Genomic DNA, 25,834 nt, shown 5'->3' with positions numbered 1-25,834 from the left:
CTGGCATCCGGCCCCTTTCTTTTGCGCGCCGAACAACTCCGGCATTCTCGACGGGGGAATGCCGTGATGTGGCTTTGGCGGCCGGTGCCGCAGGAGTTGTGCCGGTGCATCGGCGCTGCCGGGGAGTCCCGCACAACTCAGGAAGACGGCGCGGGGTGGGATGCCGATCGGCCGAGGCCGGTGGGATCTGCCGGAGTCGTGCGCGTGGGACGGCGCGCGGCCCGGACACCGTCGTCACGGCAGAATGGACAGGATGCCAGACAGGGAGGGCGCATGATCGTCGGAATCGGCGTCGACCTGGTCGACGTACCGCGCTTCGAGCAGCAGCTCGCGCGGACCCCGCGGCTGCTCGCCCGGCTGTTCGCGCCGGCGGAGCGGCTGCTCAAGCCCCGCTCGCTCGCCGCCCGCTACGCCGCGAAAGAGGCGCTGATCAAGGCACTCGGGGGATCCGACGGGGTGTACTGGACGGATATCGAGGTGACGCCCGAGCCCTCGGGGCGCCCGACTTTCACCCTGAGCGGGGATACCGCCGCGACGGTGGCCGCGCGCGGGATCACGACGCTGCACCTGTCCATGTCGCACGACGCGGCGCTCGCCACCGCCTACGTCATCGCGGAAGCCGGGCCGACCGGACCGACCCGGGAGGGCGTCGCATGAGGATGGCATCCGGAGTTCTGCGCGAAGCGCTGATCGACGTCGACGCGATCGCCGAGAACGTACGGCACCTGCGCCGCCTGACCGGCGTCGAGGTCATCGCGGTCGTCAAGGCCGAGGGGTACGGGCACGGCGCGCACCGTGCGGCTATCGCGGCGCTCCGCGGTGGGGCGACCCGCATCGGGGTCTCCGACATCGACGAAGCGCTGGCCCTGCGGCGACGGGGTATCCGCGCACCGCTCTTCGCGTGGCTGCACGCCCCCGGAGCGTCGTTCGCCGAGGCCGTCCGCGAGGACATCGAGCTGGGTATCTCCGACATCGACCAGCTGCTGCGAGCGGGGGAGGGGGCGCAGGGCGACCGGCCCGCGGCGGTGCACCTGAAGATCGAGACGGGCCTGTCGCGCAACGGCATCGCGCCCGCGGACTGGCGCGTCGTGTTCTCCGAGGCCGCGCGTCTCGAGCGCATCGGGCGCCTGCGGGTCGTCGGGCTCTTCTCGCACCTGTCGAACACGAGCGAGGCTGACGACCGCGCCGCTCTGGCGAAGTTCGCGGAGGGCGTCGTGCTCGCGGCGGCCGCCGGGCTGAACCCGCCGCTCCGGCACATCGCGGCGACCCACGCCGCGATCGCCCTGCCCGAGGCGCGGTTGAACGCGGTGCGCATCGGCATCGGGATCTACGGCATCTCGCCGTTTCACGACCGGTCCTCGGCCGACCTGGGCCTTCGTCCCGCGATGACGCTGCGCGGTGCCGTCGCCGCGGTCCGTCGTGTGCCCGCCGGCACCGGCGTCTCGTACGGTTACGCGTACCGCACGGAGACCGACACCACGTTGGCGCTCGTCCCCCTCGGGTACGCGGACGGCGTGCCGCGGCAGGCGTCGGGCCGCGGCCCGGTGACGATCAACGGCCGCCGCTTCACGGTCGCGGGCCGCATCGCCATGGACCAGTTCGTCGTCGATGTCGGCGATCACCCCGTCGCCGTCGGTGACGAGGCGGTGCTGTTCGGCGACCCGACACTCGGCGTGCCGTCGGCGAGGGACTGGGCGGATGCCGCCGACACCATCGACTACGAGATCGTGACGCGGATCGGTGCGCGCGTGCCGCGACGGGAGGTGGGCGCGTGAGCGTTCCCGACGAGTTGCTGGGCGAGCGCGAGGTCGCCGGCCCCGCGGACATGGAGCAGCTCGGGCGCGCGCTCGGCCGCGCCCTCGAGCCGGGCGACGTGGTCGTGCTCACCGGTCCGCTCGGCGCAGGCAAGACGACCTTGACCCGCGGGATCGGCGAGGGGCTCGGCATCCGGGGTCCGGTCCAGAGTCCGACGTTCGTGATCGCGCGGACGCATCCGTCGCTCGTGGGTGGCTCTCCTCTCGTGCACGTGGATGCCTACCGGCTCGGGGCCGCCGTCGAACTCGACGACCTCGACATCGACGTGGAGCACTCGGTCGTGATCGTGGAATGGGGCCGCGGCGTCGCCGACCACCTCGCCGACGGCTGGTGGGAGATCGAGATCTCCCGCCAGACCGGCGGACGAGGCGTCGACAACGCGTGCGGCGAGATCGCCCCGCACACCCTGGACCTGGACGCGGATGCTCCGCGGACGGTGACGGTCTCGCGGAGGCCGTGAGGCTCAGGTCGGCTGGCGGTCACGCGTCGCGTTCGATCGGCGGTCGGGCTCGGCGGTCCAGACGTCGCGCAGAGCGCGGAGCGTCTCATAGGCCTGCTCGACGTGGGCGAAGTGGCCGCTGTCGTCGAGCACCGTTTCGCGGTAGCCGGGGATGCGGCGGCGGGCGTCGCGTGCGTCCTGACGCCCGGCGAAGACGTCATGGCGACCGCGCACGGCCCGGACCGGCGCGGTGATCCGCTTCCAGACGGCGTCGTCGTGGGCGCGGGCGGCGTGCGCCGCCGAGAGGAATGCCGATGGGCGGATTTCATCTGCCAGCGCGTCCGAGACCTCGGGATCCACGCGGTCCGGATGCCGGAACAGCGGCCGCGCGAACACCCGCAGCGCGCCGATGCGGCGAAGTGAGCGCAGGAGCGGCCGCGCGAGGGGACCGAGGCCCCGGAGGATCCCCATCGCCCCGACCATGCCGCCGAAGGCGGGAAGGGCGGTCCACCCTGTGAGCGGTCGCCGCATCACCGCGCGCACCGCGGCGCCGGTGGGGGAGACGAGGCCGACGGCGACGGTCTGCGCCGGGAACAGCGCCGCGACGTCGAGGGCGATCACGGCGCCCAGCGAGTGCCCGACGACGCGCCACCGCGGATACCCGAGGGCGCGGGCGACCGCGACCACCGCCTCCGCCGCTTCCGCCGGGGAGGGGGCCGGACCCGGCGACTCGCCCCACCCGGGCAGGTCGATCGCGATGACGTCATCGAGCGGGATGCCGAGCCGATCGGCCGCGCCGAGCAATGGCATCCACGTTCTCCAGGACCCCGCGGCGCCGTGCAGCAGCACCGTGGCGACGGCGCTCGCGGAGCGTCGGCCGGCGTGCGCGACGATCGGCCCCGCGGCCGTCGGCACCACCAGGCGGCGCAGCTGTCGTTCCATGCCTCTTGTTCGGAGCCGAGGCCTCGGCCGGATGCCCGCAGAACTCCGGCAGTTCCGCCGGCGTGCGGCCACCTGCACGCGGCGAGGCACGTTCTGCCGGAGTTGTGCGCCAGGCGACCCGCCGACGGCACCGGTGTCGGGCGCCCCGGATACCCTGGAGCGGTGATCATCGGCATCGACACCTCCCTCGGCACCGCGGTGGCGGCTATCGCGCGCGACGGGGAAGTGCTCGCCGACGAGCAGAGCGCCAACGCTCTCGGACACGCCGAGGTCATCGGCGACCTGCTGCGCCGCGCCTCGCGAGCGGCGCCGACCCCGACGCACGTCGCGATCGGCATGGGCCCGGGGCCGTTCACGGGCCTCCGCGTCGGCATCGCCACCGCGCGCGCGTTCGCGCTGGGGTGTGGCATCCCGGTGGTCCCTGTGCCGAGTCACGACGGCGTCGCGCTCGGCATCCTGCTCTCCGACGCCCTCACCGGCACAGAGACGCCGCGCTTCGCCGTCGTCACCGACGCCCGCCGCAGAGAATTCGCGTACAGCGTCTACGACGGCATCGACGACGACGGACTCCCGATCCGGATCCTGGATGCCACGCTCAGCCCCCGCGACGACCTCGACGCCCGCCTCGCCGAGGCCGGAGCCGTGCGCTATGACGCGACGAGCGTCTCGGCCGCGATGGTCGCGCTCGCCGCCGCCCGCGCGCTCGACGCCGGTCGCGAGCTCGCCGGCTCCGAGCCGCTCTATCTCCGCAGCCCCGATGTCGTCGCCGCCCACGCCCCGAAGCGGGTGAGCGCGTGAGCACCCGCGCCGCGACCCTCGACGACCTCGACGCGATCATGGCGCTCGAGCACGCGTCGTTCCCGACGGACGCGTGGAGCCCGGCGATGATGCGCGAGGAGCTCGCCTCCCCGCACGGCTGGTACGTCGTCGTCGAAGAGGCCGGTCGCCTCGTCGGCTACGCGGGTCTTCGCGCCGCCCGCGGGGCGAAGGATGCCGACATCCAGACGATCACGATCGCCGAGACCGCGCGCGGGCGCGGCCGCGGTCGCGCGCTGCTGACCGACCTGCTCGACGAGGCCGAGCGGCGCGGCGTGCACGACGTCTTCCTCGAGGTGCGCGCCGACAATCCCGTCGCGCAGGCGCTGTACACCTCGGAAGGGTTCGCCGAGGTCGGTCGCCGCCCGCGGTACTACCAGCCCGACGATGTCGACGCGATCGTCATGCAGCTCGACCTGCGGGCGTGGGCCGCCCGGCGCACACCCGATGACGCGGCGACGGCCGGAAAGGGATGGTGCTGATGAACGCGCCCCTCGTGCTCGGCATCGAGACCAGCTGCGACGAGACCGGAATCGGGATCGTGCGGGGTCGGCAGCTCCTGAGCAACACGATCGCCTCGAGCATGGACGAACACGCCCGCTACGGCGGCGTCGTGCCCGAGGTCGCGGCCCGCGCGCACCTCGAAGCACTCCAGCCCTCGATCGACGCGGCGCTCGCCGAGGCCGGCGTGACCCTCGACGAGATCGACGCCGTCGCCGTCACGAGCGGCCCCGGACTCGCCGGTGCCCTGATGGTCGGCGTCGGCGCGGCCAAAGGTCTCGCGGTCGCCCTCGACAAGCCGCTCTACGCGGTGAACCACCTCGTGGGCCACATCGCCGCCGACATCCTCGACGCGGAGGCCGGCGAGTTGGAGTACCCCACGGTCGCGCTGCTGGTGAGCGGCGGGCACACGTCGCTGCTCCTCGTCCGCGACCTCACCAGCGATGTCGAACTGCTCGGCGAGACGATGGACGACGCCGCCGGTGAAGCGTTCGACAAGGTCGCGCGCCTGTTGAAGCTGCCGTACCCCGGCGGTCCCGAGATCGATCGCGCCGCGGCGTCGGGCGACCCGACCGCGATCCGCTTCCCCCGCGGGCTCTCGCGGGCGTCCGACATGGCATCCCACCGCTACGACTTCTCGTTCTCGGGCCTGAAGACCGCCGTTGCCCGATGGGTCGAGCAGCACGAAGCGGCGGGGCAGCCGGTGCCGGTCGCCGACGTCGCGGCGTCGTTCCGAGAGGCCGTCGTCGACGTGCTCGTCACCAAGGCGCTCGACGCGTGCGAGCGCTACGGGGTGCCGCGATTGCTGCTGGGCGGGGGAGTGATCGCCAACAAGCGCCTGCGCGACGTCGCCACCGAACGCGCCGCCGCGGCGGGCGTCGCCGTCCGCATCCCGCCGCTGCGACTGTGCACCGATAACGGCGCCATGATCGCCGCGCTCGCCGCCGAACTCATCGTGTCGGGAAGCCGCCCGTCGACGCTGGCTTTCGGGGCGGACTCCACGCTTCCGGTGACCGAGATCCAGGTCGCCGAGGATCCGGATGCCACGGCCCCCGGCCGCATAGCGACCCGGGTGGCGTCGTGAGCGAGACGCCGCCGCCCAGTCGCCGCGCCCGCAAAGCGAGCGAGGGCACCGTGCCGCCCGCCCCGACGGCCGCCGAGCAGATCACCGCCGGGGACGCGTTCGATGGCGAGCGGCTGCCGACCGCGCAGTTGGAGCGCGCGGCCTTCGGCGAGCACGTCATCCCGTGGAGCCCGCCGGCGCCGGTCGCTCCCCCCTCGGTCGCGCCGTGGGCGCTGGCCGTCGCGATCCTCGCGCTGATCGCGTCGTTGTTCGCCGGTGTGCTTCTGCCGCTCGGTGTGATCGCGATCGTGATGTCGATCATCTCGCTGCGTCGGGCGCACGACAGCCGCCGCGTGGCGATCTGGGCGCTCGCTCTCGCCGCGCTCTCCGTCGTGTTCAGTGCGGGATGGGTGCTGTGGGCCCTCCCGCAGCTCTCGACCGTCTGACTCCTCAGCCCACGCGGTCGGCGAGCAGTGCCGCGCGGCGTCCGTCGATGCGTGTGATGAGCAGCGTCGCCGACTCGTCGCCGCGCAGCGAGAGGCGCGTGCGCAGCACGGCGGGGTCGACGTCCACGCCCCGCTTCTTGATCTCGAGGGTTCCGATGTTCCGCTCGCGCAGTGCCCGCGCGAGCTTCTTCGTGTCGGTCGGCAGCGCTTCGCGCACGCGGAACGACGAGACGAAGGGGCTCGTGAGCGCCGCGTCCGAGGTCAGGTAGGCGATTCCCGGCGCCAGCATCCCGGCATCCAGCGAGCGGGCGACCTCCCCGATCAGGCGCGCGCGGATCACGGCGCCGTCGGGCTCGTGCACGAAGGCCCCGAGTTCGCGGGGTTCGGCGTCGGGGGCATCGGCGGGGGCCGTCAGCTCCCAGGCCTCGTCGCCACGCGCGACGAGCGCGGCACGGCGGACGCCCCCGCGCGCCAGGCTGCCCGCCCACAGGACCAGCTCGATCGTCGAGCCGTCGGCGCTGATCCACTGCGCCTCGACGTCGTCCGGGATCAGCTCGCGGTCGAACGCCGGTCCGAGCTTCACGCCGCCCGGTCGCTCCTGCAGCAGCGCAAACACCCAGTCCAGTGACGGCGACCACTGGTCGGCCGCCACGCGCCGCGTCTCGCCGTGCCCCGCCGTGCGGCGCGCAGGGTCGAGCCACACGGCATCCACCGCGCTCGCGTCGGCGTCCTCCGCGCGCCCGTGCGCCACCGTGACGGCGTCGCCGAAGGGCGCGAGGTTGTAGGCGGCGATCGCGGCCGTGACCTCGTCGGCGTCGACCGCGTGCACACGGATGCCGAGCCCCGCGAGTCCCAGCGCGTCGCCGCCGATCCCGCAGCCGAGGTCGGCCACCGATGCGACGCCGGCGGCGCGGAAGCGTCCCGCGTGCCGCGCCGCGATCGACAGCCGCGTCGCCTGCTCGAGGCCGGCGCGCGTGAAGAGCATGCGGTCGGCGAACGGGCCGAACTTCGCGGCCGCCTTCACGCGCAGCCGCGCCTGGCCGACGACGGCGGCGACGAGATCCGGGGAGTGGCCCGCGGCCCGCAACCGCGAGACCGCGCGAGCGGCCTCGTCGGTGGTCGTGAGCGGGCCCACCTCGTCGAGCAGCGTGAGCCCTCCGGGGGTGAGCAGGGCGGTCAGCTCGGCGATCTCCACCGGGCCAGCCTAGGTGCCGATTCTGCTGGCACTCGCGTTGCGTGAGTGCCAGTGCTTCTCTACACTCGGATTAGCACTCTCCCCGCGTGAGTGCTGACAAGTCTTCTGTAACGAGAAAGAAGAGGTAGACCGTGTCGGTTTCCATCAAGCCGCTCGAGGACCGCATCGTCATCAAGCAGGTCGAGGCTGAGCAGACCACCGCGAGTGGTCTCGTCATCCCCGACACCGCCAAGGAGAAGCCGCAGGAGGGCGAAGTCGTCGCCGTCGGCCCCGGCCGTATCGACGACAACGGCAACCGTGTCCCCCTCGACGTCGCCGTCGGTGACCGCGTGCTCTACAGCAAGTACGGCGGCACCGAGGTCAAGTTCGGCGCCGACGAGTGCCTCGTGCTCTCGGCTCGCGACGTCCTCGCGGTGGTCGTTCGCTGATCGCTCCGCGATTCTCAGAACCCCGGATGCCTCGGCATCCGGGGTTCTGTCATTGGCGGGGAATGCGGGAACCTCGGCAGAACGGGCGCGCCGCGCGGGCCTAGGCTGGCGCAGTGACCCCCGCTCCGCCGCCCGTCTCGGGAGCCGTCCGTGGCGGCTTGTTCGCCCTCGCCGCCTACCTCCTGTGGGGCGTGCTGCCGCTGTACTTCCTGCAGTTGGAGCCGACCGGTGCATGGGAGCTGGTCGGCTGGCGCATCGCGCTGTCGTTCGTGTTCTGCCTGCTCCTCCTGACGGTTCTGCGGGCCTGGCGCCCGTTCCTCGTGATCGTCCGTCAACCGCGCCTGCTGGGGCTCACGGCGCTCGCCGGCGCGCTGATCTACGTGAACTGGCAGACCTACGTCTACGGCGCGCTGAACGACCGCGTGATCGAGACGAGCCTCGGTTACTTCATCAACCCGATCGTCACCGTCCTCCTCGGAGTCACGGTGTTGCGCGAACGACTCCGGCCCGTGCAGTGGATCGCCATCGGGCTGTCGGTCGCGGCGGTTCTCGTGATTGTGGTCGGCTACGGCGGCTTCCCGTGGATCGCGCTGACCCTGGCGTTGTCGTTCGGCGTGTACGGCCTGGTCAAGAAGCAGATCGGCCCGTCGGTGGATGCCGTCAGCGGACTGACCCTCGAGTCCTTCTGGCTGCTGCCGGTGGCGATCGTCCAGCTGGTCGTCGTCGCCGTGACGGGAGGGCTCACGTTGGGGGCGAACGGCCCCGTGCACACGGTGCTCCTCGCCTGCGCCGGGGCGATCACGGCGGTCCCGCTGCTGCTGTTCGCCGCGGGGGCGCGGCGCGCTCCCCTGACCGTCATGGGGCTGATCCAGTTCGTCGCGCCGATCATCCAGTTCGCCATCGGAGTATGGGTGCTCCACGAGCCGATGACGCTCGAGCGCTGGATCGGATTCGGTCTCGTGTGGGTGGCGCTCACGGTGCTGAGCGTGGACTCGCTCGTCGCGGCCCGCCGACGGCAGCACGCCATATCGGATGTGACCGAACCCGTCTAGGGGGCGTTATGACGCCGTGACCTCGGCGACGCACATCGTTAACGAACGGCAACACGGCGAAAACGTGCGGGCCATTAGGTTTAGGACACCAGACGGCACCCCTGTGCCGTCGAACGTTCATTCACAGCAAGGAGCACTATGAGCGTCTTCACGCGTACGCGTGCCGGCAAGGCCCTGGGCGGTCTCGCCCTGGTCGGTGCCAGCGCGCTCGTCCTCGCCGGTTGCGCCGGCGGTGGCGGCGACGCCGCCCCCAGCGCATCGTCCGGCGGAGGCGCCGTGTCCGAGGCCGACGGGACCTTCCACGTCGGCACGATCCTTCCCGCCACCGGTAACCTCGCGTTCCTCGGCCCGCCCGAGGTCGCCGGTGTGAAGCTGGCGATCCAGGACATTGAGGCGACCGGCGACGCATTCCCGTTCACGACCCAGCTCACCGAGCGTGACTCGGGTGACACGACGACCGACATCGCCACCCAGTCGGCGACCGAGCTCGTCGGTGCGGGTGCCGACGTCGTGATCGGTGCCGCATCGTCCGGTGTCTCGTTCACCTTCGTCGACCAGCTGGTCGACGCGGGGATCGTTCAGATCTCACCGGCCAACACGTCGCCCGACTTCACGACCTACGACGACGACGGGTACTACTGGCGGACCGCCCCCTCGGATGTCCTCCAGGGGCGCGTGCTCGGTAACCTGATGGTCGGCGACGGCGCCGCGAACGTGGGCATCATCTACATCAACGACCCGTACGGCATCGGCCTGAAGGACAACGCCACGACGGCCATCGAGGCCGCCGGCGGCGAGGTTTCGGTCGCGGTTCCCTACAACCCGGGCGACACCGTCTTCACGTCGCAGGTCGACCAGCTCCTGGCCGCCCAGCCCGACGCGATCGCCGTGATCGCGTTCGAGGAGACGTCGTCGATCATCCCGCAGCTCGTCAACACGCAGGGCTACGCGGGGTCGAAGGTCTACTTCGTCGACGGCAACCTCTCGAACTCGTACGAGTTCCAGCCCGGCACGCTCGAGGGCGCCAAGGGCACGCTGCCCGGCAACCCGGCCGACACCGACTTCCAGACGCGCCTGAAGGAGATCGACCCCGCGCTGACCGACTTCAGCTACGCGCCGGAGTCGTACGACGCGGTCATCGTCGCGGCCCTCGCCGCGGCGCAGGCGAAGGACGACTCGGGCACGGCCATCCGTGACAACCTGCAGTCCGTCACCGAGGGCGGCGAGAAGTGCACGACGTTCGCCGACTGCCTCGAGCTGATCAACGCCGGCACCGACATCGACTACGACGGTGTCTCCGGCCCGATCACGTTCGATGAGAACGGTGACCCGACCGAGGCGTACATCGGTATCTACCAGTACGGTGCCGACAACAAGTACACCCTGCTGAACACGGAGTTCGGCTCGCTCAACGAGTGATCTGACCCGATCGGGAAGGGCCCGGATGCCACGGCATCCGGGCCCTTCTTCCTGCACACGCGGACGCACACGGGGTCAGCCCGCGGGTGTCAGGCGGCACGCGGCGGCGGTGAACGCCAGCAGCGCGTCGGCGACCGGTTGCGGACGTTCCAGCGACAGGGTGACGTCCTTCCCGTCGAGGCGGGCGACGAGATCGAACAGCGTGCCGACCTTGTCTTCCGCTATCGCGTGCGGGTCGCACCGACGAGGCGTCACGGCGACGCTCAGCGTCGACGGCGCGTCCCCCGACCTCACCGCCGCGCCGAGCGGCGCTTCGTCCCCGGCGGCGAAGCGCAGAAGCGGCGTGCCGCGCAGTGCCACGAGATCGAGCGCCGATGTCGAGCCGCCGCCGGCCGGAGTGATCGAGATCGTGAGGTCGGCGGTGCCGTCGCCGCGCGGAGCGACCGCCGTCGCCTCGACGTGGGCCACGGCGTCGACCGCATCCTGATCGCACTGCGTGGCGCTGAGGCGCTCCAGGACGTGCAGGGGGTCGTCGGCGGCGATGTCTACGCTTCGGGTGCCGTCGTCAGCCCCGACCTCGAGAGTCACGCGGGGGCCGTCGTCGTCGGTGGTGCAGGCCACCGGGGGAAGCGGCAGGGGCAGGTCGACGACGCGACCGGAGCCGATCGACGTGGCGCGGCGCGCCGACCAGGCGGCGGGCTCCGACAGAGCGGCGGACGTGAGCGTGGCCGCGACAACGGTGATCGGCCGGTCCGACCCGTTGGCGAGGCGCAGCTGTGCTCGTCCCGGTGCGATGTCTCCGCGCTGCTGCACGACCGAGACGGTCAGCCCGTCCGGAACCACCGGGGGAGGGTTCGTAGAGCACCCCGCGAGGGCGACACCCACCAGGGTGAGCGTCGCCCCCACGGGACGCGCGCGGATCAGGCCTCGGTCTCCCGTGCGTCGCGCTTGGCGTCCTCATCGGCCGCGAGCGTGCCCAGGTACAGCTCGATGACGCGCGGGTCGGTCAGCAGCTCGCGACCGGTGCCGGTGTACGCGTCCTTGCCCTGGTCGAGCACGTAGGCGCGGTGGCAGATCTGCAGGCACCGGCGGGCGTTCTGCTCGACCATGATGATCGTCACGCCGGCACGGTTGATCTCGGCGACGCGGAGGAACGTCTCGTCCTGGCGCACGGGGGAGAGGCCGGCAGAGGGCTCGTCGAGCAGGAGCACGGACGGGTCCATCATCAGTGCCCGACCCATCGCGACCATCTGGCGCTCACCGCCCGAGAGCGAACCCGCGCGCTGGCGCCGACGCTTGCCCAGCTCCGGGAACAGGCCCGTGACGAACTCGAATCGCTCGGCGAAGACCTTGGGGCGCTGGAAGAGCCCCATCTGCAGGTTCTCCTCGATCGACAGGCTCGGGAACACGTTGTTGTTCTGCGGGACCATGCCGACGCCCTTGCCGACGAGCTTGTCGGCCTTGAGCGCGGTGATGTCCTCGCCGTTGAGCAGCACGGCGCCGCCGCGGATCTTCACCTGCCCGAAGATGGCCTTGAGCAGCGTCGACTTGCCGGCGCCGTTCGGACCGATGATGCCGATGAGATCGCCCTGGTAGGCGTCGACGGAGCAGCCGTTGAGGATGTTCACCCCGGGCAGATACCCGGCGACGAGGTCGTCGGTGCGCAGCACCGCGGTGCGCGTGGCGGTGTCGGTCATCAGAGCTTCCCGTCCTTCTCGTCGGCGACGAGCTCGGCCTCGGCTTCGGCGGCGGCCTCGGCCTGGATGGTCTCCAGCTGCGACGTCGTCATGTCGCCGAGATCCGTGTCGTGGTGCGCGCCCAGGTAGGCGTCGATGACGGCCTGGTCGCTCATGACCGTCTCGGGGGGACCCTCCGCGACGACGCGACCCTCGGCCATCACGACCACCCAGTCAGAGATGTGGCGGACCATGTGCATGTCGTGCTCGACGAAGAGCACTGTCATCCCCTCCTTCTTCAGGTCGAGGATGTGGCCGAGCAGGCTCTGCGTCAGCGCCGGGTTCACGCCGGCCATGGGCTCGTCGAGCATCACCAGCGTGGGATCGCTCATCAGGGCGCGCGCCATCTCGAGGAGCTTGCGCTGGCCGCCCGACAGCGACGCGGCGAAGTCTTCGCGCTTGGCATCCAGCTTGAACCGGCGCAGGAGGTCGTCGGCCCGCTCGGTGTTCGCCTTCTCCTGCGAGCGCCAGATCGAGGGGATCATGGCGCGGAAGATGTTCTCGCCCTTCTGCCCGCGGGCCCCGAGCAGCATGTTCTGCAGCACCGAGAGGCGACCGAGCGACTTCGTCAGCTGGAAGGTGCGGACCATGCCCTTACGCGACACCTTGAAGGCGGGCACGCCGGCGAGGTTGGACCCCTCGAAGCTCCAGCGACCGGTGTTGGGCTTGTCGAAGCCGGTGAGCAGGTTGAACAGGGTCGTCTTGCCGGCCCCGTTCGGGCCGATGAGGGCGGTGATGTGCCCCCGCGGGATCTCGAGGTGCTCGACGTCGACGGCCTTGAGGCCGCCGAACTGCCGGGTGACGCCGTCGGCGACGACGATGGGGTCGACCTTCGCGCAGCCGGGGCCCACGTCGCCCTTCACCAGGGGGTGGGTGAGGGTCGTGTCAGACATTGAACGACAGCTCCTTCTTGTTGCCGAAGATGCCCTGTGGTCGGAAGATGACCAGGAGCATCAGCCCGATCCCGACGATGATGAAGCGCACCTGGCCGGTCTGGGTGGAGCTCATGAAGCCCAGGATGCCGACATCGCGAAGTCCCACGATGATGCCGTTCGACAGCGACAGCAGCACCCAGAAGAGGGCGGCGCCGACGATCGGGCCGAGGAGCGTCGCGGCACCGCCGAGCAGCAGCGCGGTCCAGATGAAGAACGTCAGCGCGGTGCCGTAGTTCCCCGGCTGGACGGCGCGGGGGAGGATGAAGACGACTCCGGCGAGACCGCCCATGACGCCGCCCAGGACCAGCGCCTGCATCTTGTACGAGTAGACGTTCTTGCCGAGGCTGCGCACGGCATCCTCGTCCTCGCGGATGCCCTTGACGACACGGCCCCACGGGCTGCGCATCAGCAGCCAGACCAGCAGCGTCGCGAGGATCACGAGACCCCAGCCGAACAGACGCACCCACCAGTCGTTCGCCGAGTAGGTCCACGGCCCGATGCCGTAGGTGCCCTCGGGCAACGGGTTGAGGCTCTGGAACTCGCGGTTGTAGCCGTTGAGTCCCTGCGAGCCGCCCGTGATGTTGGTGAGTCCGACGGTCGAGACCACGTAGCGCACGATCTCGGCGGCCGCGATCGTCACGATCGCGAGGTAGTCGGCGCGCAGGCGAAGGGTCGGGATGCCGAGGATGAACGCGAACAGCACCGACGCGACGATGGCGATGAGGATCGCCAGCCACACGGGGGCCGAGAGCGAGAGGGTGGCGATGGCGAAGGCGTAGGCGCCGACAGCCATGAAGCCCGCCTGACCGAAGTTGAGCAGACCCGCGTAGCCGAAGTGAACGCTGAGGCCGATCGCGGCGAGGGCATAGGCCGCGGTGGTCGGGCTGATGAGCTCGCCCGCGGCGTTGTTGAGAATCGAAAGCCAGTCCATGTCGTTCTTCCTCAGCCGATCCGCTCTTTACGACCCAGCACACCTTGCGGCCGGAACAGCAGCACGCCGATGAGCACGATCAGTGCCACCGCGTACCGGAGGTCCGGGGGGATGACGATGGTGGACAGTTCCGTGATGATGCCGATGATGAGCGAGCCCACGAGGGCGCCGAAGGCGCTGCCCAGGCCGCCGAGCGTCACCGCCGCGAACAGCAGGAGCAGGATCGCGAAGCCCATGTCCCACGTGACTCCGCGGTAAAGGCCGTAGAGCACGCCCGACAGGCCCGTCAGCGCCCCGGCGAGCACCCACACGATGCGGATGACACGGTCGACGTTGATCCCGGATGCCGCGGCGAGCGAGGCGTTGTCGCTCACGGCGCGGGTCGCCTTGCCGATACGGGTCCGCGTGAGGAAGTAGGCCACCGCGGCGAGCATCACGATGCTGACGCCCATGCTGATCAGCGAGGTGAGGGTGATGGTCACCGGACCGATCGTGACGTTGTCGGTGATGCCGGTGTCGATGTTCCGAGTGCCGCCGTCGAAGAAGTAGAGGTACAGGTAGCGCAGGACGATCGAGAGACCGATGGTCACGATGAGGACTTGGACCAACCCGACCCCGCGTTTGCGCAGAGGTTTGAACAGCACGGCATCCTGTGTCCACCCGAGGGCCGCCGACAGCGCCACCGTGAGGAGCACTCCCAGGAGCGGGTTCCACCCGAGCGAGGTGAAGACGTAGAAGATGATCGCGCCGAAGGTGAGCATCTCACCGTGCGCGAAGTTGTTGACGCCCGTCGTGCCGAAGATGAGCGAGATCCCGATCGCGGCGAGAGCGAGCAGCAGGCCGAAGTTCAGGCCGTAGATGAAGCGCGAGAACAGCGTGTCCAGGAACGAGCCGCTCGCCGCGGTGCCCTCGCCGGTGGGGAAGAGGACGTTCACCGTGTTGGTGGTGCCGATCGTGACGTCGCGCGTGACGTTGTCGGGGTCTCGGGGTGCGACTCCGTCCGGGAGGGTGTCGACCTGGAGCGTGGCCGTGTAGGCGCCCGGGCCGGGGACCGAGACCGCCCAGCGTCCGTCGGCGCCGGTCGTTCCCGTCTCCGAGAAGCCGGACCCCTCGACGGCCACCTCGACGCCTTCCAGCGGCTCGTCGTCCGCGCGGATGATGCCGCCGATCGTGTACTGCGTCGCCACGTCGCCCGTTCCTGCGGAGGCGGCGGGAGTCGGGGTGGTCTGCGCGTGGGCTGGTGCGGCCAACATCAGACTCAGCACGGCCACCGCGCTCGCGAGGAGCGAGACGAGGAGGACGGCGGGGCGGGGAAGGGTGCGCGATCGTATCGCGGTGGGGGAGGAATGACCCACGGAGTCTCCAGTTCGGCAACGCTGACGATGTCGTTTCGTCTGCTTCGACGATCGACGCTACGAGCGTAATGTGTCGATCGTGTTTCGGCGCGATCGCCGTTAGCGAATCGTGTTGCGGCGACATCGCCGGATTCCCGCCCACGCGGGAATGATCCGGCCCCTTCCGACGCTTAGAATTCAAGGCGGAGCGCAGTGCGCGCACCGGCCGACGTCGTCCTTTTCGAGCAGGCGCCGCGCGCGCAGGAGGATCCATGGAGCAGCACGACCCCTTCGGTTTCATCGGACTGACCTACGACGACGTCCTGCTTCTGCCAGGTCACACCGACGTCATCCCGAGCGAGGCGGACACCTCGTCCAGGCTCACCCGGCGCATCACCGTCGCGACGCCGCTGCTTTCGTCCGCGATGGACACCGTGACCGAGGCCCGCATGGCGATCGCGATCGCGCGCCAGGGTGGGATCGGCATCGTGCATCGCAACCTCTCGATCGAGGACCAGGCCGCGATCGTCGACCAGGTCAAGCGCAGCGAGTCGGGAATGGTCTCCAACCCGATCACAACGACGCCGGATGCCACCGTTGCCGAGGTCGACGCGATGTGCGCGCAGTACCGCATCTCCGGACTCCCCGTCATCGACCCGGATGGGGTCCTTGTCGGCATCATCACCAACCGCGACATGCGCTTCGTCTCGGGCTTCGAGCGCCAGACGACCCTGGTCAAGGACGTGATGACGAAGGAGGGGCTAATCACGGGGCCCGTCGGCATCCACGCGAACGACGTCATCGCGACCTTCGCGAAGCACCGCGTCGAGAAGCTGCCGCTCGTCGACGACGAGGGCAAGCTCGCCGGTCTCATCACCATCAAGGACTTCGACAAGAGCGAGAAGTATCCCCTCGCCACCAAGGATGAGCAGGGGCGCCTGCGTGTCGGCGCCGCGATCGGCTTCTTCGGCGACGCGTGGCAGCGCGCCGAGGCCCTGCGCGACGCGGGTGTCGACGTGCTCGTGGTCGACACCGCGAACGGGCAGTCCGCCGGAGTCATCGACGTCGTGCGTCGCCTCAAGGCCGATGCATCGTTCGCGCACATCGACGTCATCGGCGGCAACGTCGCGACACGCGAGGGCGCTCAAGCCCTCATCGACGCCGGCGTGGATGCCGTGAAGGTGGGCGTCGGTCCCGGTTCCATCTGCACGACGCGCGTCGTCGCCGGTGTGGGCGTTCCCCAGGTCACGGCGATCTACGAGGCCGCGCAGGCCGCGATCCCCGCGGGTGTCCCGGTCATCGCCGACGGCGGACTCCAGTACTCGGGCGACATCGCCAAGGCCCTCGTCGCGGGCGCCGACACGGTCATGCTCGGGTCGCTCCTGGCCGGCACCGACGAGTCTCCCGGCGAGATCGTCTTCCAGGGTGGCAAGCAGTTCAAGCAGTACCGCGGCATGGGGTCGCTGGGCGCGCTGCAGACCCGCGGCAAGAAGACCTCTTACTCGAAGGACCGCTACTTCCAGGCCGACGTGCCGAGCGACGACAAGCTGATCCCCGAGGGCATCGAGGGGCAGGTGCCCTACCGCGGCCCGGTGTCCGCCGTGGCCTACCAGCTCATCGGGGGCCTTCGGCAGTCGATGTTCTACGTCGGCGCGCGCACGGTCGATGAGCTCAAGGCCAAGGGCAAGTTCGTGCGGATCACCTCGGCGGGGCTGAAGGAGTCCCACCCGCACGACGTGCAGATCGTCGTCGAGGCACCGAACTACAAGAAGTAGGCGTGTTCGAAAAGGGCCGGGCAGGAGACTGCCCGGCCCTTCGGCGTCCTGCCGCGCCGCCGCTACGCTGTGCGCATGATCCGGCGCACGAGCCACCCCGAGGCGACCGTCTCCGCGCGACGCACCGAGGCCTTCACCGACGGGGTCTTCGCGATCGCGGCCACGCTGCTCGTGCTGGGGCTGACGTCGCAGTCGCTGGGCTCGATCGACTCCGAGGCCGATCTCGCCGCAGCGCTGGGGAACCTGCTGCACCCGGTGTTCACGTTCGTCATCAGCTTCCTCATCCTGTGCGTGATGTGGATGACGCACGTCCGGCAGTTCGAATGGATCGCCCGGATCGACAACGCGGGGATGTGGATCAACAACCTTCGACTCCTCCTGGTCGTCCTCGTTCCGTTCACCTCCTCGCTCGGCACCGACTACTCCGATTACCTGATCGGTCGTGTGCTGCTGCCGGTGAACTTCTTCCTCGCGATCCTCGTCGGGTGGCTCCAGTGGGCGTGGGCGCTCCGGTCCGGTGCGATCCCCGGTCTCTCGCCCGCCGACGCGCGCCGTCTGGGGCGAGCGGCGCTGAGCGCCGTGATCATCAGCGCTCTGGCCGTGGCCGCGAGCCCGCTGGTCGGCTCGGCCGGCTTCCTGCTGTTCTTCTTGGACGGTCCGCTGACCCGGGTGCTGCGCGGCACGGACGCGCCGGTGGATCCGATCGGGCCGCCGCCCGCATCGCCGGGGGCGTCGGAGGGCGCGGGTAGGCTGGGGGAGTGACCATGGAGATCGATCTCGGCCGCGCCAAGCGTGCCCGCCGCGCCTACACCTTCGACGACATCGCCGTCGTTCCGTCGCGCCGCACGCGCAACCCGGAAGACGTGTCGACGGCGTGGACCATCGACGCCTTCCCGTTCGAGATCCCGGTGCTCGGCGCGCCGATGGACTCGGTGGTCAGCCCTCGCACGGCGATCGAACTCGGCCGCCTCGGCGGCCTGGGTGTCCTCGACCTCGAGGGCCTGTGGACGCGGTACGACGATCCCGAGCCGCTCCTGGCCGAGATCGCGGGACTGCCCGACTCCGAGGCGACGCGTCGCATGCAGGAGCTGTACTCCGAGCCGATCAAGCCCGAGCTGGTGCGCGATCGCCTCGCCGAGGTCCGCGCCGCCGGCGTCACGGTGGCCGGCGCCCTCACCCCGCAGCGCACCCACGACCTGTACGAGACGGTCGTGGCCGCGGGCGTCGACCTGTTCGTGATCCGCGGGACGACGGTCTCGGCCGAGCACGTCTCCAGCGTCGCCGAGCCCCTGAACCTCAAGAAGTTCATCTACGACCTCGACGTCCCCGTCATCGTCGGCGGTGCGTCGACCTACACCGCGGCGCTGCACCTCATGCGGACGGGCGCCGCGGGCGTCCTGGTCGGCTTCGGCGGCGGCGCCGCGTCCACGACCCGCGTGACGCTCGGACTGCACGCGCCGATGGCGACGGCAGTGGCCGACGTCGCCGGAGCGCGCCGCGACTACCTCGACGAGTCGGGCGGACGCTACGTCCACGTGATCGCCGACGGAGGCGTGGGCACCTCGGGCGACATCGTGAAGGCGCTCGCCATGGGGGCCGATGCGGTGATGCTGGGTGTCGCCCTGGCGCGCGCGACCGATGCGCCCGGTCGCGGCTTCCACTGGGGCCCCGAAGCGCACCACGCCAAGCTGCCGCGCGGCCACCGCGTCGCGGTCGACCGCGTGGGCCCGCTCGAGCAGGTCCTGTACGGCCCGGCCCCGGTGGCCGACGGCACCGCGAACCTCATCGGCGCGCTCAAGAAGTCGATGGCCACCACCGGATACTCCGACCTCAAGGAGTTCCAGCGGGTCGAGGTCGTCGTGGCGCCCTACGGACACTGATGTCGGAGACCGCGTGACCTTTCCCACGGTGATCGAGCAGGAGCCTCGGCAGGTCTTCCCGCCGACCCTGCGGGAGGTCATGCTGCGCCCGCGATGGCTGGCGCTCCTGGCCTTCTCGCTCATCGTCGCCGGTGTGCTGGCGTGGCTCGGGCAGTGGCAGCTGAGTCGTGCCGTCGACACGGCTCCGTCCGAGCCGGGACAGACCGAGATCGTCCGGCCGTTGGCCGACGTCGCGCAGCCGGGCGAGTACCTGGCCGAGCCGCTCGTGGGGCAGCGTGTCGAGGTGAGCGGAAGGTGGGTGGCCCCCGACTTCCTCGTCGTCTCCTCGCGGTACAACGACGGCGTCGAGGGGTACTGGGTGACGGGACAGTTGCGGCTCGACGACACTCCCACGCCCACGTCGCTCGCGGTCGCGGTCGGCTGGACCCGCGACGCCGCGTCGGCCGAGAGCGCCGCGGCGGCGCTTCGTGCTGAGGCGCTCGCCGAGCCCGACGCCGTCGTCACGGTGACCGGCCGCCTGATCTCGGACGAGGGTCCGGGGCGCGCGCCCCGGGGCGCCGCCGACCCGCAGACCATGACCCGCATGTCGCCCGCCGTTCTTCTGGGGCGCTGGCACGATATCGACGGCGTTTCCGTCTACCGGTCCTATGTCGCCTCGCAGACCGCGATCGGACCGGTGGAGGCCATCGACTCACCGGCCCCCGAGGAGCGCTCGCGCGTCAACTGGCTGAACATCTTCTACGCCGCCGAGTGGGCGATCTTCGCCGGCTTCGCGCTGTACCTCTGGTACCGCCTCGCCCGCGACGCGTGGGAGAAGGAAGTGGAAGATCTCGAGGACGCCGAGGCCGAGGCCCTCGCGGCAGGTTCCGCAGAATCCCGCGACTAGACTGGCATCCATGCCCCGCGCCCCGAAACTCGCCTCGTTCCCGGCGATCCGCGGAGCCCTGAAGTTCTACCAGATCTGCTCGGTCATCACCGGTGTCGGCCTGCTGCTGCTGGTCGCCGAGATGATCCTGAAGTACACGCCCATTCACAAGGAACTCTTCCTGGGCGGATCCGGTGGCTTCCTGTGGTTCGCGGATGCCATCCCCGGTCCCGGATGCCAGTGGTTCTCGCTGTTCCTCCCGGGCGGCAACGGGTGCGACATCGTCTCCACCGGCGACGGCCTGAACATCTCGCTCGCGATCCTCGTGGCGCACGGCTGGTTCTACGTCGTGTACCTGTTCTCGTGCTTCCGCGTGTGGAGCCTCATGCGCTGGCCGTTCCGCCGCTTTGTCTTCCTCGCGCTCGGCGGCGTCGTGCCCTTCCTCTCCTTCTTCCTCGAGGTGCGCACCGCCCGGAACGTGCGCTCCTACCTCGCCGAGCGGGAGGCCGCCGAGGCCTCCGCTCCCGTCCCCGCCCCGGAAGGACCCCGGTGACCGAACAGACCGAAACGTCGCAGCGTCCCGTCCTCGTCGTCGACTTCGGCGCCCAGTACGCCCAGCTGATCGCCCGCCGCGTCCGCGAAGCGGGGGTCTACAGCGAGATCGTGCCGCACACCGCCACGGCCGACGAGATCGCCGCGAAGAACCCGGTGGGCATCATCCTGTCCGGCGGACCGTCGTCGGTCTACGAAGAGGGTGCTCCGCGCCTGGACGAGGGTGTGTTCGATCTCGACGTGCCCACGCTCGGCATCTGCTACGGATTCCAGGTGATGGCCCAGGCGCTCGGCGGCGAGGTCGCGAACACGGGCCTGCGCGAGTACGGCGCGACGGATGCCACCATCGTCACCGAGGGCACCCTGCTCGAGGGGCAGCCGGTCGAGCAGAACGTGTGGATGAGCCACGGCGACCAGGTCTCCCGCGCTCCCGACGGCTTCGACGTGCTCGCCCGCACGGCGCACACCCCCGTCGCCGCGTTCGCGAACGACACCCGCCGCATGTACGGGGTGCAGTGGCATCCCGAGGTCAAGCACTCCGATCACGGCCAGCACGTTCTCGAGAACTTCCTGCACAAGGCCGCGGGTCTTCCCGCCGACTGGAACAGCGGCAACGTCATCGCCGAGCAGGTCGCTCGCATCCGCGAGCAGGTCGGTACCGGCCGCGTGCTGTCGGCGCTGTCGGGCGGCGTCGACTCGGCCGTCTCGACCGCCCTGGTGCACGAGGCCGTGGGCGACCAGCTCGTCGCGGTGTTCGTCGACCACGGACTCCTCCGCAAGGGCGAGCGCGAGCAGGTCGAGAACGACTACGTGGCCTCCACCGGTGTGCGCCTCATCACGGTCGACGCGCGCGAGACGTTCCTGAACGCGCTCGCCGGCGTCAGCGACCCCGAAGAGAAGCGCAAGATCATCGGCCGCGAGTTCATCCGCGCGTTCGAGAAGGTGCAGGCCGACCTCGTCGCCGAGGCCAAGGCCGACGGTGAGCCGATCCGGTTCCTCGTCCAGGGGACGCTGTACCCCGACGTCGTGGAGTCCGGCGGCGGCGCGGGCACCGCGAACATCAAGTCGCACCACAACGTCGGCGGGCTGCCGGAAGACCTGCAGTTCGAGCTCGTCGAGCCGCTGCGCACCCTCTTCAAGGACGAGGTGCGCGCGATCGGCCGCGAGCTCGGCCTCCCCGAGGCGATCGTCGGCCGCCAGCCCTTTCCGGGGCCCGGTCTTGGCATCCGCATCGTGGGCGAGGTCACCGCTGACCGTCTCGAGATCCTGCGTGACGCCGACGCCATCGCGCGCGCCGAGCTGACCAAAGCGGGCCTGGATGCCGAGATCTGGCAGTGCCCCGTCGTGCTGCTGGCCGACGTGCGGTCGGTGGGCGTGCAGGGCGACGGCCGCACCTACGGTCACCCCATCGTGCTGCGTCCCGTCTCCAGCGAAGACGCGATGACCGCCGACTGGACGCGTCTGCCGTACGACGTGCTGTCGAAGATCTCGAACCGCATCACCAACGAAGTACGCGAGGTCAACCGCGTGGTGCTCGACGTGACGTCGAAGCCGCCGGGGACGATCGAATGGGAGTAGGCGTTCCGCCTGCTCCGGCTCTGTCGGTCCGCTGAGGGTTTGGGGCGCCCCGAACCGGCTGACGAAGCCGGATGGGAGAGGATGGGGGAATGTCCGTGCCGTTCCCCGACGCGTGGTACCTGATCCTCTCGAGTCGACTGATTCCCGATCTCGACGGCGGGTACACGATCTCCACCCTCGCGCGGGCGCAACAGATGGCGGATGCCGGTGCTCCGGCGCTTCTGCTCACGGTCGACCCCGCCAGCGAACACGCGCACGCCGAGCATCGCGCGGAGTTCGTGCGGCGCGGGGCGGCGGCGGCATCCGAGGTGTTCCGAAACCTCTTCGACGAGGCGGTGGGCCCGGACGGCGGCGCCGCGGGATGGCTGCGGGAGGCTGCGCGGCCGGGGGAGGCGGACCCGTCGCTGGACTACCGCAGCGTCGCGGCGGGGACCGTCGACCTGCCGAACGTGGTCGACCCGCACTGGCACCTCTCCACCGCCCCGGTCGTCGTACGGGGCGCGGCGGGGACCGCCCTCGGCGTGATCGACGGGTTCGGGGCGCTGTACCGCGCCTGGCTCACCCACGTCGTCGCGGGCCTCCGCGCCGAGATCGACCGCCCGATCGTGCTGATCTGCGAGTCGCGGCAACTCGGTGAGCTGATCGTCGACTGGGACGACCCCGACGCCCGCATCCTCCACACCGTGCACACGATCCACCTCGAACCGCCGTTCACCGCCGATGCGCCGATCAACTCGTTGTGGGAACGCTGGCTGGCTGTGGCCCCGCGGTTCGACGCGGTGCTCTGGCCCACGGCGCGCCAGCGCGACGACGTACGGGCGCGCTTCGGCGACGACCGGGTCGACGTGGTCGCGCCGCATGGCATCCCGAAGCCCGACGGCGGGGCCCTCGTAGACGAGGGTCCGGTCGTGGTGATGGGCCGTGTCGCTCCGGGAAAGCGCGTCGACCACGCGATCCGCGCCTTCGCCCGCGTGGTCGCCGAGCGTCCCGGGGCGCGGTTGGAGCTCTGGGGCGCGGGGCCGAGCCGAGAGGCTCTCGCAGAGCTCATCGCCGACCTCGGCCTCGGTGACGCGGTGGCTCTGCGCGGTGTGACGCACGACCCCGGCGCGGTCCTCGACTCGGCCGCGGTCTACCTCACGACCTCGGCCTTCGAGGGACAGGGGCTCGCGCTCGGCGAGGCCCTCGCCCACGGGGTCCCGGCGGTGGCCTACGACATCCGCTACGGACCCCGTGACCTACTCGCCGACGGGGGCGGCATCCTGGTGCCCGACGGCGACGAGGACGCGCTCGCTGCCGCCCTCACACGAGTCCTCGGGGATGCCGCCCTGCGCCGGCGGCTCGGGACCGAGGCGCGCGCAGCCGCGGAGGCGCTGCGCCCCGAGCGGGCGATGCACACGCTCGCGGCCGCGGCCGCCGAGGCGCTGTCGCGCCCGACCCGGCGGTAGGGCGCCGCGGGTCAGGCGCGCGCGGCGGCCCGAACGGCGGCGACCGCGGCGGACGGTGCGCCGTGGAACGCCGGGCCGTGGCCGGGCAGGATCCACTCGGCATCAAGGTCGGCGATCCGGTCGAGCGAGGCGAGGGCCTGCTCGGGCTCGTCGGTGAAAGGCGCGGGACCGGGGCCGGTGCGGCCGGTGAGCACGTGCCGCGTAGTCAGGGCGTCGCCGACGAAGACGGCGCGCACCGCGGGCGAGAAGAACGCGACACTGCCGGGGGAGTGCCCCGGCATCGAGATCACGCGGGGGGCGCCGGGGAGGTCGAGCGTCTCGCCGCCCGTGATCTCGACGACGTCGGTCAGCCACTGCGGTCGCATGCCCTTGCGGACGCCGTAGGCGGCGAAGCTGAGGAGGGGTCCGAGGCGCATCGGTCCCATCGGCGTCCGCGGCTTGTCGCCGCCGCGCGCCCGGGCTGCGTCCGCGGAGTGGACCAGGACCGGGATGCCGCGATCGCGGCGCAGACGCTCGGCGAAACCGACGTGGTCGCTGTCGCCGTGGGTGAGCACGACGCCGCGAATGTCGTCGATGCCTCGGCCGATGGCATCCAGCTCTCGACGGAGGTCGGAGTACATGCCGGGGAGGCCGGCGTCGACGAGGGTGAGGCCCTCGGGCTGGACGATGAGGTAGGCGGCCACGATGTCGTTGCCGATGCGGTGGAGGGAGGGGCTGAGTCTCATGGCGGGTCCTATCATGGCTATGTGTCGTAGCCATGATAGCTTATAACCGTAGCCAAGGGAGAGTGGATGCCGACACCGGAGAGAACCTCGCTGGACGCCATCGTGGATGCCGCGATCCGCCTGCTCGAGACGGGCGGACCGGCCGCGGTCACCATGCAGGCGGTGGCCGTCGCCGTCGGGGTGAAGGCTCCCTCGCTGTACAAGCGCGTGCGCGACCGGGAGGCGTTGCTCGGACTCGTCGGGGAGGCCGCGGCGCGAGACTTGTCGTCTCGGTTGGAGGATGCGGAGGGCGGTCTCGACGCGCTCCTCCTGGCGTTCCGGGGGTTCGCGCGGGAACGTCCCGAGGCCTTCCGCCTGCTGTTCACGACAATCGTCGACCCCGAGGCGCTCGCCGCCACGAGCGCACCCATACTGCGCGCGACGGAGGCCGCGGTCGGACCCGCCCACGCGCTCGATGCGGCTCGACTGCTGACCGCATGGGCGACCGGCTTCGCGACGATGGAACTGGCCGGCGCCTTCCGGCTCGGCGGGGATCTGGACGAGGCCTACCTCTATGGGATGCGCCGCCTCGTCGCCTCGCTCGCTCCCGATCAGGAACCGGAGCGGCCCGCCCAGGGGTCGTAGTCGGCGATCAGTGGCTCGTGCGGGGGCCGGATGGCATCCGGGACGTGCTGCAGGTTCACGCGCACGCGATACCAGAGCGAGCTCGACCCGCGCATGCCGTCGAGCATCACGTCCGCGGGGTGCAGCTCCGCCGTCGCCTCGGGATGCCGTCTCTTCCAGTGCTCGAGCGCCTCGAGCGCCTCGGGCTTGGTCTTCGTGCGCGCGACCTCGATGAGCGGCATGGTGGACGCACGGCGGCCCGAACCGTCCGAGCCGCGGGGAGGCTTCTCGGCCGGCCCCATCTCGTCGGCCAGCGCGAGCAGACCGGCCAGCGACCCGACGGCGGCGTCGATACCCGCGTGCGGGTCGCCGGTCGCCGCGAAGCGCTCGGGCACGGTCAGCACCGTGAACTCCTCGGGTCGGCGCTCGCGCACCTCGTCCCACGTCAGTGGGGTCGACACGCGCGCGTCCGGGAGCGGGCGGATGGAGTACGCGGATGCCACGGTGCGGTCCTTCGCGTTCTGGTTGAAGTCGACGAACACGCTTTCGCCGCGCTCCTCCTTCCACCACCGCGCCGTCGCGAGGCCCGGCGCACGGTTCTCGACCTCGCGGGCCACGGTCTCCGCCGCCCGGCGCACGTCCGGATAGTCCCACTCGGGCTGGATGCGCACGAGGATGTGGAGCCCGCGCGATCCCGACGTCTTCGGCCACCCCACCAGTCCGTGGTCCTCCAGCACGTCGCGCGCGGTGAAGGCGACATCGACGATCTGCGCCCAGTCGACGCCCGGCATGGGGTCGAGGTCGATCCGCAGTTCGTCGGGATGATCGAGGTCTTCGGCGCGCACCGGGTGAGGGTTGAGGTCGAGGCATCCGAGATTCACGATCCAGGCGAGACCGGCGGCGTCGCGGATCACGGTCTCTTCGGCGGACGTCCCCGAGGCGTAGTGCAGCGTCGCCGTATCGATGAAGTCGGGGTGGTTCTCGGGGATGCGTTTCTGGAAGAACGGCTCCTGCCCGAGACCCTTGGCGAAGCGCTTCAGAACCATCGGTCGACCGCCCGCGCCGCGCAGAGCCCCGTCGGCGATGGCGAGGTAGTAGCGCACGAGGTCGAGCTTGGTCAGGCCGGGCTCGGGGAACACGATCCGATCCGGGCTCGTGACCCGGACCTCGTGACCGTCGACGTCGAGGATCGTCGGGGGCGTCTTCGCGGGGCTCATGCCGCGAGGGTAGCCCCGTGGCATCCGGGTCGGGAGTGCCTTGCGCGGGCGCAAGCGGCGAGCGTCGAGTTCGGTCGGCCGCCGTGCGCGAAAGGGAGGCGCGGGAGCGCTTGGCTTCAGTGTCCAGGACACGCGGATGCCG

The 25,834-nt window shown here is 70.8% G+C and carries 27 protein-coding genes; 18 read left to right on the top strand and 9 right to left on the bottom strand.

Annotated features, from left to right (window positions below):
- Positions 1–273 precede the first annotated feature (273 nt).
- From D8Y23_RS03365 to tsaE, 3 genes are read left to right on the top strand one after another with little or no spacing between them, the layout of a single operon-like run.
- Complete coding sequence (locus tag D8Y23_RS03365; RefSeq protein ID WP_128216760.1) at positions 274–657, top strand: holo-ACP synthase; 384 nt, start codon at positions 274–276, stop codon at positions 655–657.
- Positions 654–1,775 carry an alanine racemase gene (alr, locus tag D8Y23_RS03360; RefSeq protein WP_205796777.1) on the top strand — a complete coding sequence of 374 codons (1,122 nt, stop codon included), beginning with the start codon at positions 654–656 and terminating at the stop codon, positions 1,773–1,775. Before D8Y23_RS03365 ends, alr begins: the two co-directional genes overlap by 4 nt.
- Complete coding sequence (gene tsaE / locus D8Y23_RS03355) at positions 1,772–2,275, top strand: tRNA (adenosine(37)-N6)-threonylcarbamoyltransferase complex ATPase subunit type 1 TsaE (RefSeq protein ID WP_128216758.1); 504 nt, start codon at positions 1,772–1,774, stop codon at positions 2,273–2,275. Before alr ends, tsaE begins: the two co-directional genes overlap by 4 nt.
- A gap of 3 nt (positions 2,276–2,278) precedes the next feature.
- Here tsaE and D8Y23_RS03350 read toward each other — a convergent pair whose 3' ends face one another.
- Positions 2,279–3,196: an alpha/beta fold hydrolase gene (locus D8Y23_RS03350; RefSeq protein WP_128216757.1), complete on the bottom strand. Its 918-nt coding sequence runs from the start codon at positions 3,194–3,196 to the stop codon at positions 2,279–2,281.
- A gap of 162 nt (positions 3,197–3,358) precedes the next feature.
- Here D8Y23_RS03350 and tsaB point away from each other — a divergent pair, with 162 nt between their 5' ends.
- The 4 genes from tsaB to D8Y23_RS03330 are packed head-to-tail and all read left to right on the top strand — an operon-like array spanning position 3,359 to position 6,022.
- Positions 3,359–3,994, top strand: coding sequence for a tRNA (adenosine(37)-N6)-threonylcarbamoyltransferase complex dimerization subunit type 1 TsaB (tsaB, locus tag D8Y23_RS03345; RefSeq protein WP_128216756.1), 636 nt, complete (start codon positions 3,359–3,361; stop codon positions 3,992–3,994).
- A complete protein-coding gene (gene rimI, locus D8Y23_RS03340) occupies positions 3,991–4,494 on the top strand; it encodes a ribosomal protein S18-alanine N-acetyltransferase (RefSeq protein ID WP_128216755.1) in 504 nt (167 codons plus the stop codon). The genes tsaB and rimI overlap by 4 nt, the downstream gene beginning before the upstream one ends.
- Positions 4,494–5,597, top strand: coding sequence for a tRNA (adenosine(37)-N6)-threonylcarbamoyltransferase complex transferase subunit TsaD (gene tsaD / locus D8Y23_RS03335; protein WP_205796774.1), 1,104 nt, complete (start codon positions 4,494–4,496; stop codon positions 5,595–5,597). Before rimI ends, tsaD begins: the two co-directional genes overlap by 1 nt.
- Positions 5,594–6,022 (top strand): hypothetical protein, encoded by a 429-nt coding sequence (locus D8Y23_RS03330; RefSeq protein WP_128216753.1) that lies wholly within the window; start codon positions 5,594–5,596, stop codon positions 6,020–6,022. The genes tsaD and D8Y23_RS03330 overlap by 4 nt, the downstream gene beginning before the upstream one ends.
- A gap of 4 nt (positions 6,023–6,026) precedes the next feature.
- Here D8Y23_RS03330 and D8Y23_RS03325 read toward each other — a convergent pair whose 3' ends face one another.
- A complete protein-coding gene (locus D8Y23_RS03325; RefSeq protein WP_128216752.1) occupies positions 6,027–7,217 on the bottom strand; it encodes a class I SAM-dependent methyltransferase in 1,191 nt (396 codons plus the stop codon).
- Between the two features lie 131 nt (positions 7,218–7,348).
- On the opposite strand from D8Y23_RS03325, the gene groES reads away from it, so the two are divergent.
- The 3 genes from groES (at position 7,349) to D8Y23_RS03310 (ending at position 10,116) form a co-directional block, all read left to right on the top strand.
- Complete coding sequence (gene groES, locus D8Y23_RS03320; protein ID WP_128216751.1) at positions 7,349–7,645, top strand: co-chaperone GroES; 297 nt, start codon at positions 7,349–7,351, stop codon at positions 7,643–7,645.
- 113 nt (positions 7,646–7,758) lie between these two features.
- Positions 7,759–8,697, top strand: a complete 939-nt coding sequence (rarD, locus tag D8Y23_RS03315) for an EamA family transporter RarD (protein WP_128216750.1) — start codon at positions 7,759–7,761, stop codon at positions 8,695–8,697.
- A 138-nt stretch (positions 8,698–8,835) separates the two neighbouring features.
- Entirely contained in the window at positions 8,836–10,116 is a 1,281-nt protein-coding gene (locus D8Y23_RS03310; RefSeq protein ID WP_128216749.1) for an ABC transporter substrate-binding protein, read from the top strand.
- A 75-nt stretch (positions 10,117–10,191) separates the two neighbouring features.
- Here the strand turns inward: D8Y23_RS03310 and D8Y23_RS03305 are convergent, their stop codons facing one another.
- Genes D8Y23_RS03305 through D8Y23_RS03285 form a run of 5 tightly spaced genes read right to left on the bottom strand, consistent with a single transcriptional unit; the run spans position 10,192 to position 15,073 of the window.
- A complete protein-coding gene (locus D8Y23_RS03305) occupies positions 10,192–11,001 on the bottom strand; it encodes a hypothetical protein (RefSeq protein ID WP_128216748.1) in 810 nt (269 codons plus the stop codon).
- Positions 11,002–11,036: 35 nt separating this feature from the next.
- On the bottom strand, positions 11,037–11,813 hold the full coding sequence (locus tag D8Y23_RS03300; RefSeq protein ID WP_128216747.1) for an ABC transporter ATP-binding protein: 777 nt from the start codon (positions 11,811–11,813) through the stop codon (positions 11,037–11,039).
- Complete coding sequence (locus tag D8Y23_RS03295; RefSeq protein ID WP_128216746.1) at positions 11,813–12,745, bottom strand: ABC transporter ATP-binding protein; 933 nt, start codon at positions 12,743–12,745, stop codon at positions 11,813–11,815. The genes D8Y23_RS03300 and D8Y23_RS03295 overlap by 1 nt, the downstream gene beginning before the upstream one ends.
- Entirely contained in the window at positions 12,738–13,718 is a 981-nt protein-coding gene (locus tag D8Y23_RS03290; RefSeq protein ID WP_128216745.1) for a branched-chain amino acid ABC transporter permease, read from the bottom strand. The genes D8Y23_RS03295 and D8Y23_RS03290 overlap by 8 nt, the downstream gene beginning before the upstream one ends.
- Before the next feature lie 11 nt (positions 13,719–13,729).
- A complete protein-coding gene (locus tag D8Y23_RS03285) occupies positions 13,730–15,073 on the bottom strand; it encodes a branched-chain amino acid ABC transporter permease (RefSeq protein ID WP_240663754.1) in 1,344 nt (447 codons plus the stop codon).
- 251 nt (positions 15,074–15,324) lie between these two features.
- On the opposite strand from D8Y23_RS03285, the gene guaB reads away from it, so the two are divergent.
- From guaB to D8Y23_RS03250, 7 genes are all read left to right on the top strand, one after another.
- Entirely contained in the window at positions 15,325–16,827 is a 1,503-nt protein-coding gene (gene guaB, locus D8Y23_RS03280; RefSeq protein WP_128216744.1) for an IMP dehydrogenase, read from the top strand.
- A gap of 75 nt (positions 16,828–16,902) precedes the next feature.
- Complete coding sequence (locus D8Y23_RS03275; protein WP_128216743.1) at positions 16,903–17,589, top strand: TMEM175 family protein; 687 nt, start codon at positions 16,903–16,905, stop codon at positions 17,587–17,589.
- Positions 17,590–17,591: 2 nt separating this feature from the next.
- Complete coding sequence (locus D8Y23_RS03270) at positions 17,592–18,707, top strand: GuaB3 family IMP dehydrogenase-related protein (RefSeq protein ID WP_128216796.1); 1,116 nt, start codon at positions 17,592–17,594, stop codon at positions 18,705–18,707.
- 79 nt (positions 18,708–18,786) lie between these two features.
- A complete protein-coding gene (locus D8Y23_RS03265; protein ID WP_128216795.1) occupies positions 18,787–19,593 on the top strand; it encodes an SURF1 family protein in 807 nt (268 codons plus the stop codon).
- A gap of 10 nt (positions 19,594–19,603) precedes the next feature.
- Positions 19,604–20,125 (top strand): DUF3817 domain-containing protein, encoded by a 522-nt coding sequence (locus D8Y23_RS03260; protein ID WP_128216742.1) that lies wholly within the window; start codon positions 19,604–19,606, stop codon positions 20,123–20,125.
- Complete coding sequence (gene guaA / locus D8Y23_RS03255) at positions 20,122–21,702, top strand: glutamine-hydrolyzing GMP synthase (RefSeq protein WP_128216741.1); 1,581 nt, start codon at positions 20,122–20,124, stop codon at positions 21,700–21,702. The genes D8Y23_RS03260 and guaA overlap by 4 nt, the downstream gene beginning before the upstream one ends.
- An 89-nt stretch (positions 21,703–21,791) precedes the next feature.
- Positions 21,792–23,147: a glycosyltransferase gene (locus tag D8Y23_RS03250; RefSeq protein WP_128216740.1), complete on the top strand. Its 1,356-nt coding sequence runs from the start codon at positions 21,792–21,794 to the stop codon at positions 23,145–23,147.
- 11 nt (positions 23,148–23,158) lie between these two features.
- On the opposite strand, the gene D8Y23_RS03245 is transcribed toward D8Y23_RS03250, so the two are convergent.
- Positions 23,159–23,872 (bottom strand): MBL fold metallo-hydrolase, encoded by a 714-nt coding sequence (locus D8Y23_RS03245; protein ID WP_128216739.1) that lies wholly within the window; start codon positions 23,870–23,872, stop codon positions 23,159–23,161.
- A gap of 66 nt (positions 23,873–23,938) precedes the next feature.
- Here D8Y23_RS03245 and D8Y23_RS03240 point away from each other — a divergent pair, with 66 nt between their 5' ends.
- Positions 23,939–24,496, top strand: coding sequence for a TetR/AcrR family transcriptional regulator (locus D8Y23_RS03240; RefSeq protein WP_128216738.1), 558 nt, complete (start codon positions 23,939–23,941; stop codon positions 24,494–24,496).
- On the opposite strand, the gene ligD is transcribed toward D8Y23_RS03240, so the two are convergent.
- The gene (ligD, locus tag D8Y23_RS03235) at positions 24,463–25,692 is read right to left on the bottom strand and encodes a non-homologous end-joining DNA ligase (protein WP_128216737.1); all 1,230 of its coding nucleotides are present in this window, start codon (positions 25,690–25,692) and stop codon (positions 24,463–24,465) included. The genes D8Y23_RS03240 and ligD overlap by 34 nt on opposite strands.
- Positions 25,693–25,834 lie beyond the last annotated feature (142 nt).

This window comes from Microbacterium enclense, assembly GCF_004022425.1.
Classification (GTDB): Bacteria; Actinomycetota; Actinomycetes; order Actinomycetales; family Microbacteriaceae; genus Microbacterium; species Microbacterium enclense_A.
The sequence above is the reverse complement of the archived record's forward strand: the minus strand, read 5'-3'. Positions and strand labels throughout refer to the sequence as shown.

Bases quoted from the DNA above. Each gene is read 5' to 3' on its own strand.
- tsaD (WP_205796774.1), top strand. From the start codon at position 4,494: ATGAACGCGCCCCTCGTGCTCGGCATCGAGACCAGCTGCGACGAGACC.
- D8Y23_RS03275 (WP_128216743.1), top strand. From the start codon at position 16,903: ATGATCCGGCGCACGAGCCACCCCGAGGCGACCGTCTCCGCGCGACGC.
- D8Y23_RS03265 (WP_128216795.1), top strand. From the start codon at position 18,787: ATGCTGCGCCCGCGATGGCTGGCGCTCCTGGCCTTCTCGCTCATCGTC.
- D8Y23_RS03295 (WP_128216746.1), bottom strand. From the start codon at position 12,745: ATGTCTGACACGACCCTCACCCACCCCCTGGTGAAGGGCGACGTGGGC.
- D8Y23_RS03240 (WP_128216738.1), top strand. From the start codon at position 23,939: ATGCCGACACCGGAGAGAACCTCGCTGGACGCCATCGTGGATGCCGCG.
- D8Y23_RS03310 (WP_128216749.1), top strand. From the start codon at position 8,836: ATGAGCGTCTTCACGCGTACGCGTGCCGGCAAGGCCCTGGGCGGTCTC.
- D8Y23_RS03350 (WP_128216757.1), bottom strand. From the start codon at position 3,196: ATGGAACGACAGCTGCGCCGCCTGGTGGTGCCGACGGCCGCGGGGCCG.
- ligD (WP_128216737.1), bottom strand. From the start codon at position 25,692: ATGAGCCCCGCGAAGACGCCCCCGACGATCCTCGACGTCGACGGTCAC.
- D8Y23_RS03300 (WP_128216747.1), bottom strand. From the start codon at position 11,813: ATGACCGACACCGCCACGCGCACCGCGGTGCTGCGCACCGACGACCTC.
- D8Y23_RS03250 (WP_128216740.1), top strand. From the start codon at position 21,792: ATGTCCGTGCCGTTCCCCGACGCGTGGTACCTGATCCTCTCGAGTCGA.
- D8Y23_RS03260 (WP_128216742.1), top strand. From the start codon at position 19,604: ATGCCCCGCGCCCCGAAACTCGCCTCGTTCCCGGCGATCCGCGGAGCC.
- D8Y23_RS03270 (WP_128216796.1), top strand. From the start codon at position 17,592: ATGGAGATCGATCTCGGCCGCGCCAAGCGTGCCCGCCGCGCCTACACC.
- D8Y23_RS03245 (WP_128216739.1), bottom strand. From the start codon at position 23,872: ATGAGACTCAGCCCCTCCCTCCACCGCATCGGCAACGACATCGTGGCC.
- D8Y23_RS03365 (WP_128216760.1), top strand. From the start codon at position 274: ATGATCGTCGGAATCGGCGTCGACCTGGTCGACGTACCGCGCTTCGAG.
- alr (WP_205796777.1), top strand. From the start codon at position 654: ATGAGGATGGCATCCGGAGTTCTGCGCGAAGCGCTGATCGACGTCGAC.
- guaB (WP_128216744.1), top strand. From the start codon at position 15,325: ATGGAGCAGCACGACCCCTTCGGTTTCATCGGACTGACCTACGACGAC.
- D8Y23_RS03290 (WP_128216745.1), bottom strand. From the start codon at position 13,718: ATGGACTGGCTTTCGATTCTCAACAACGCCGCGGGCGAGCTCATCAGC.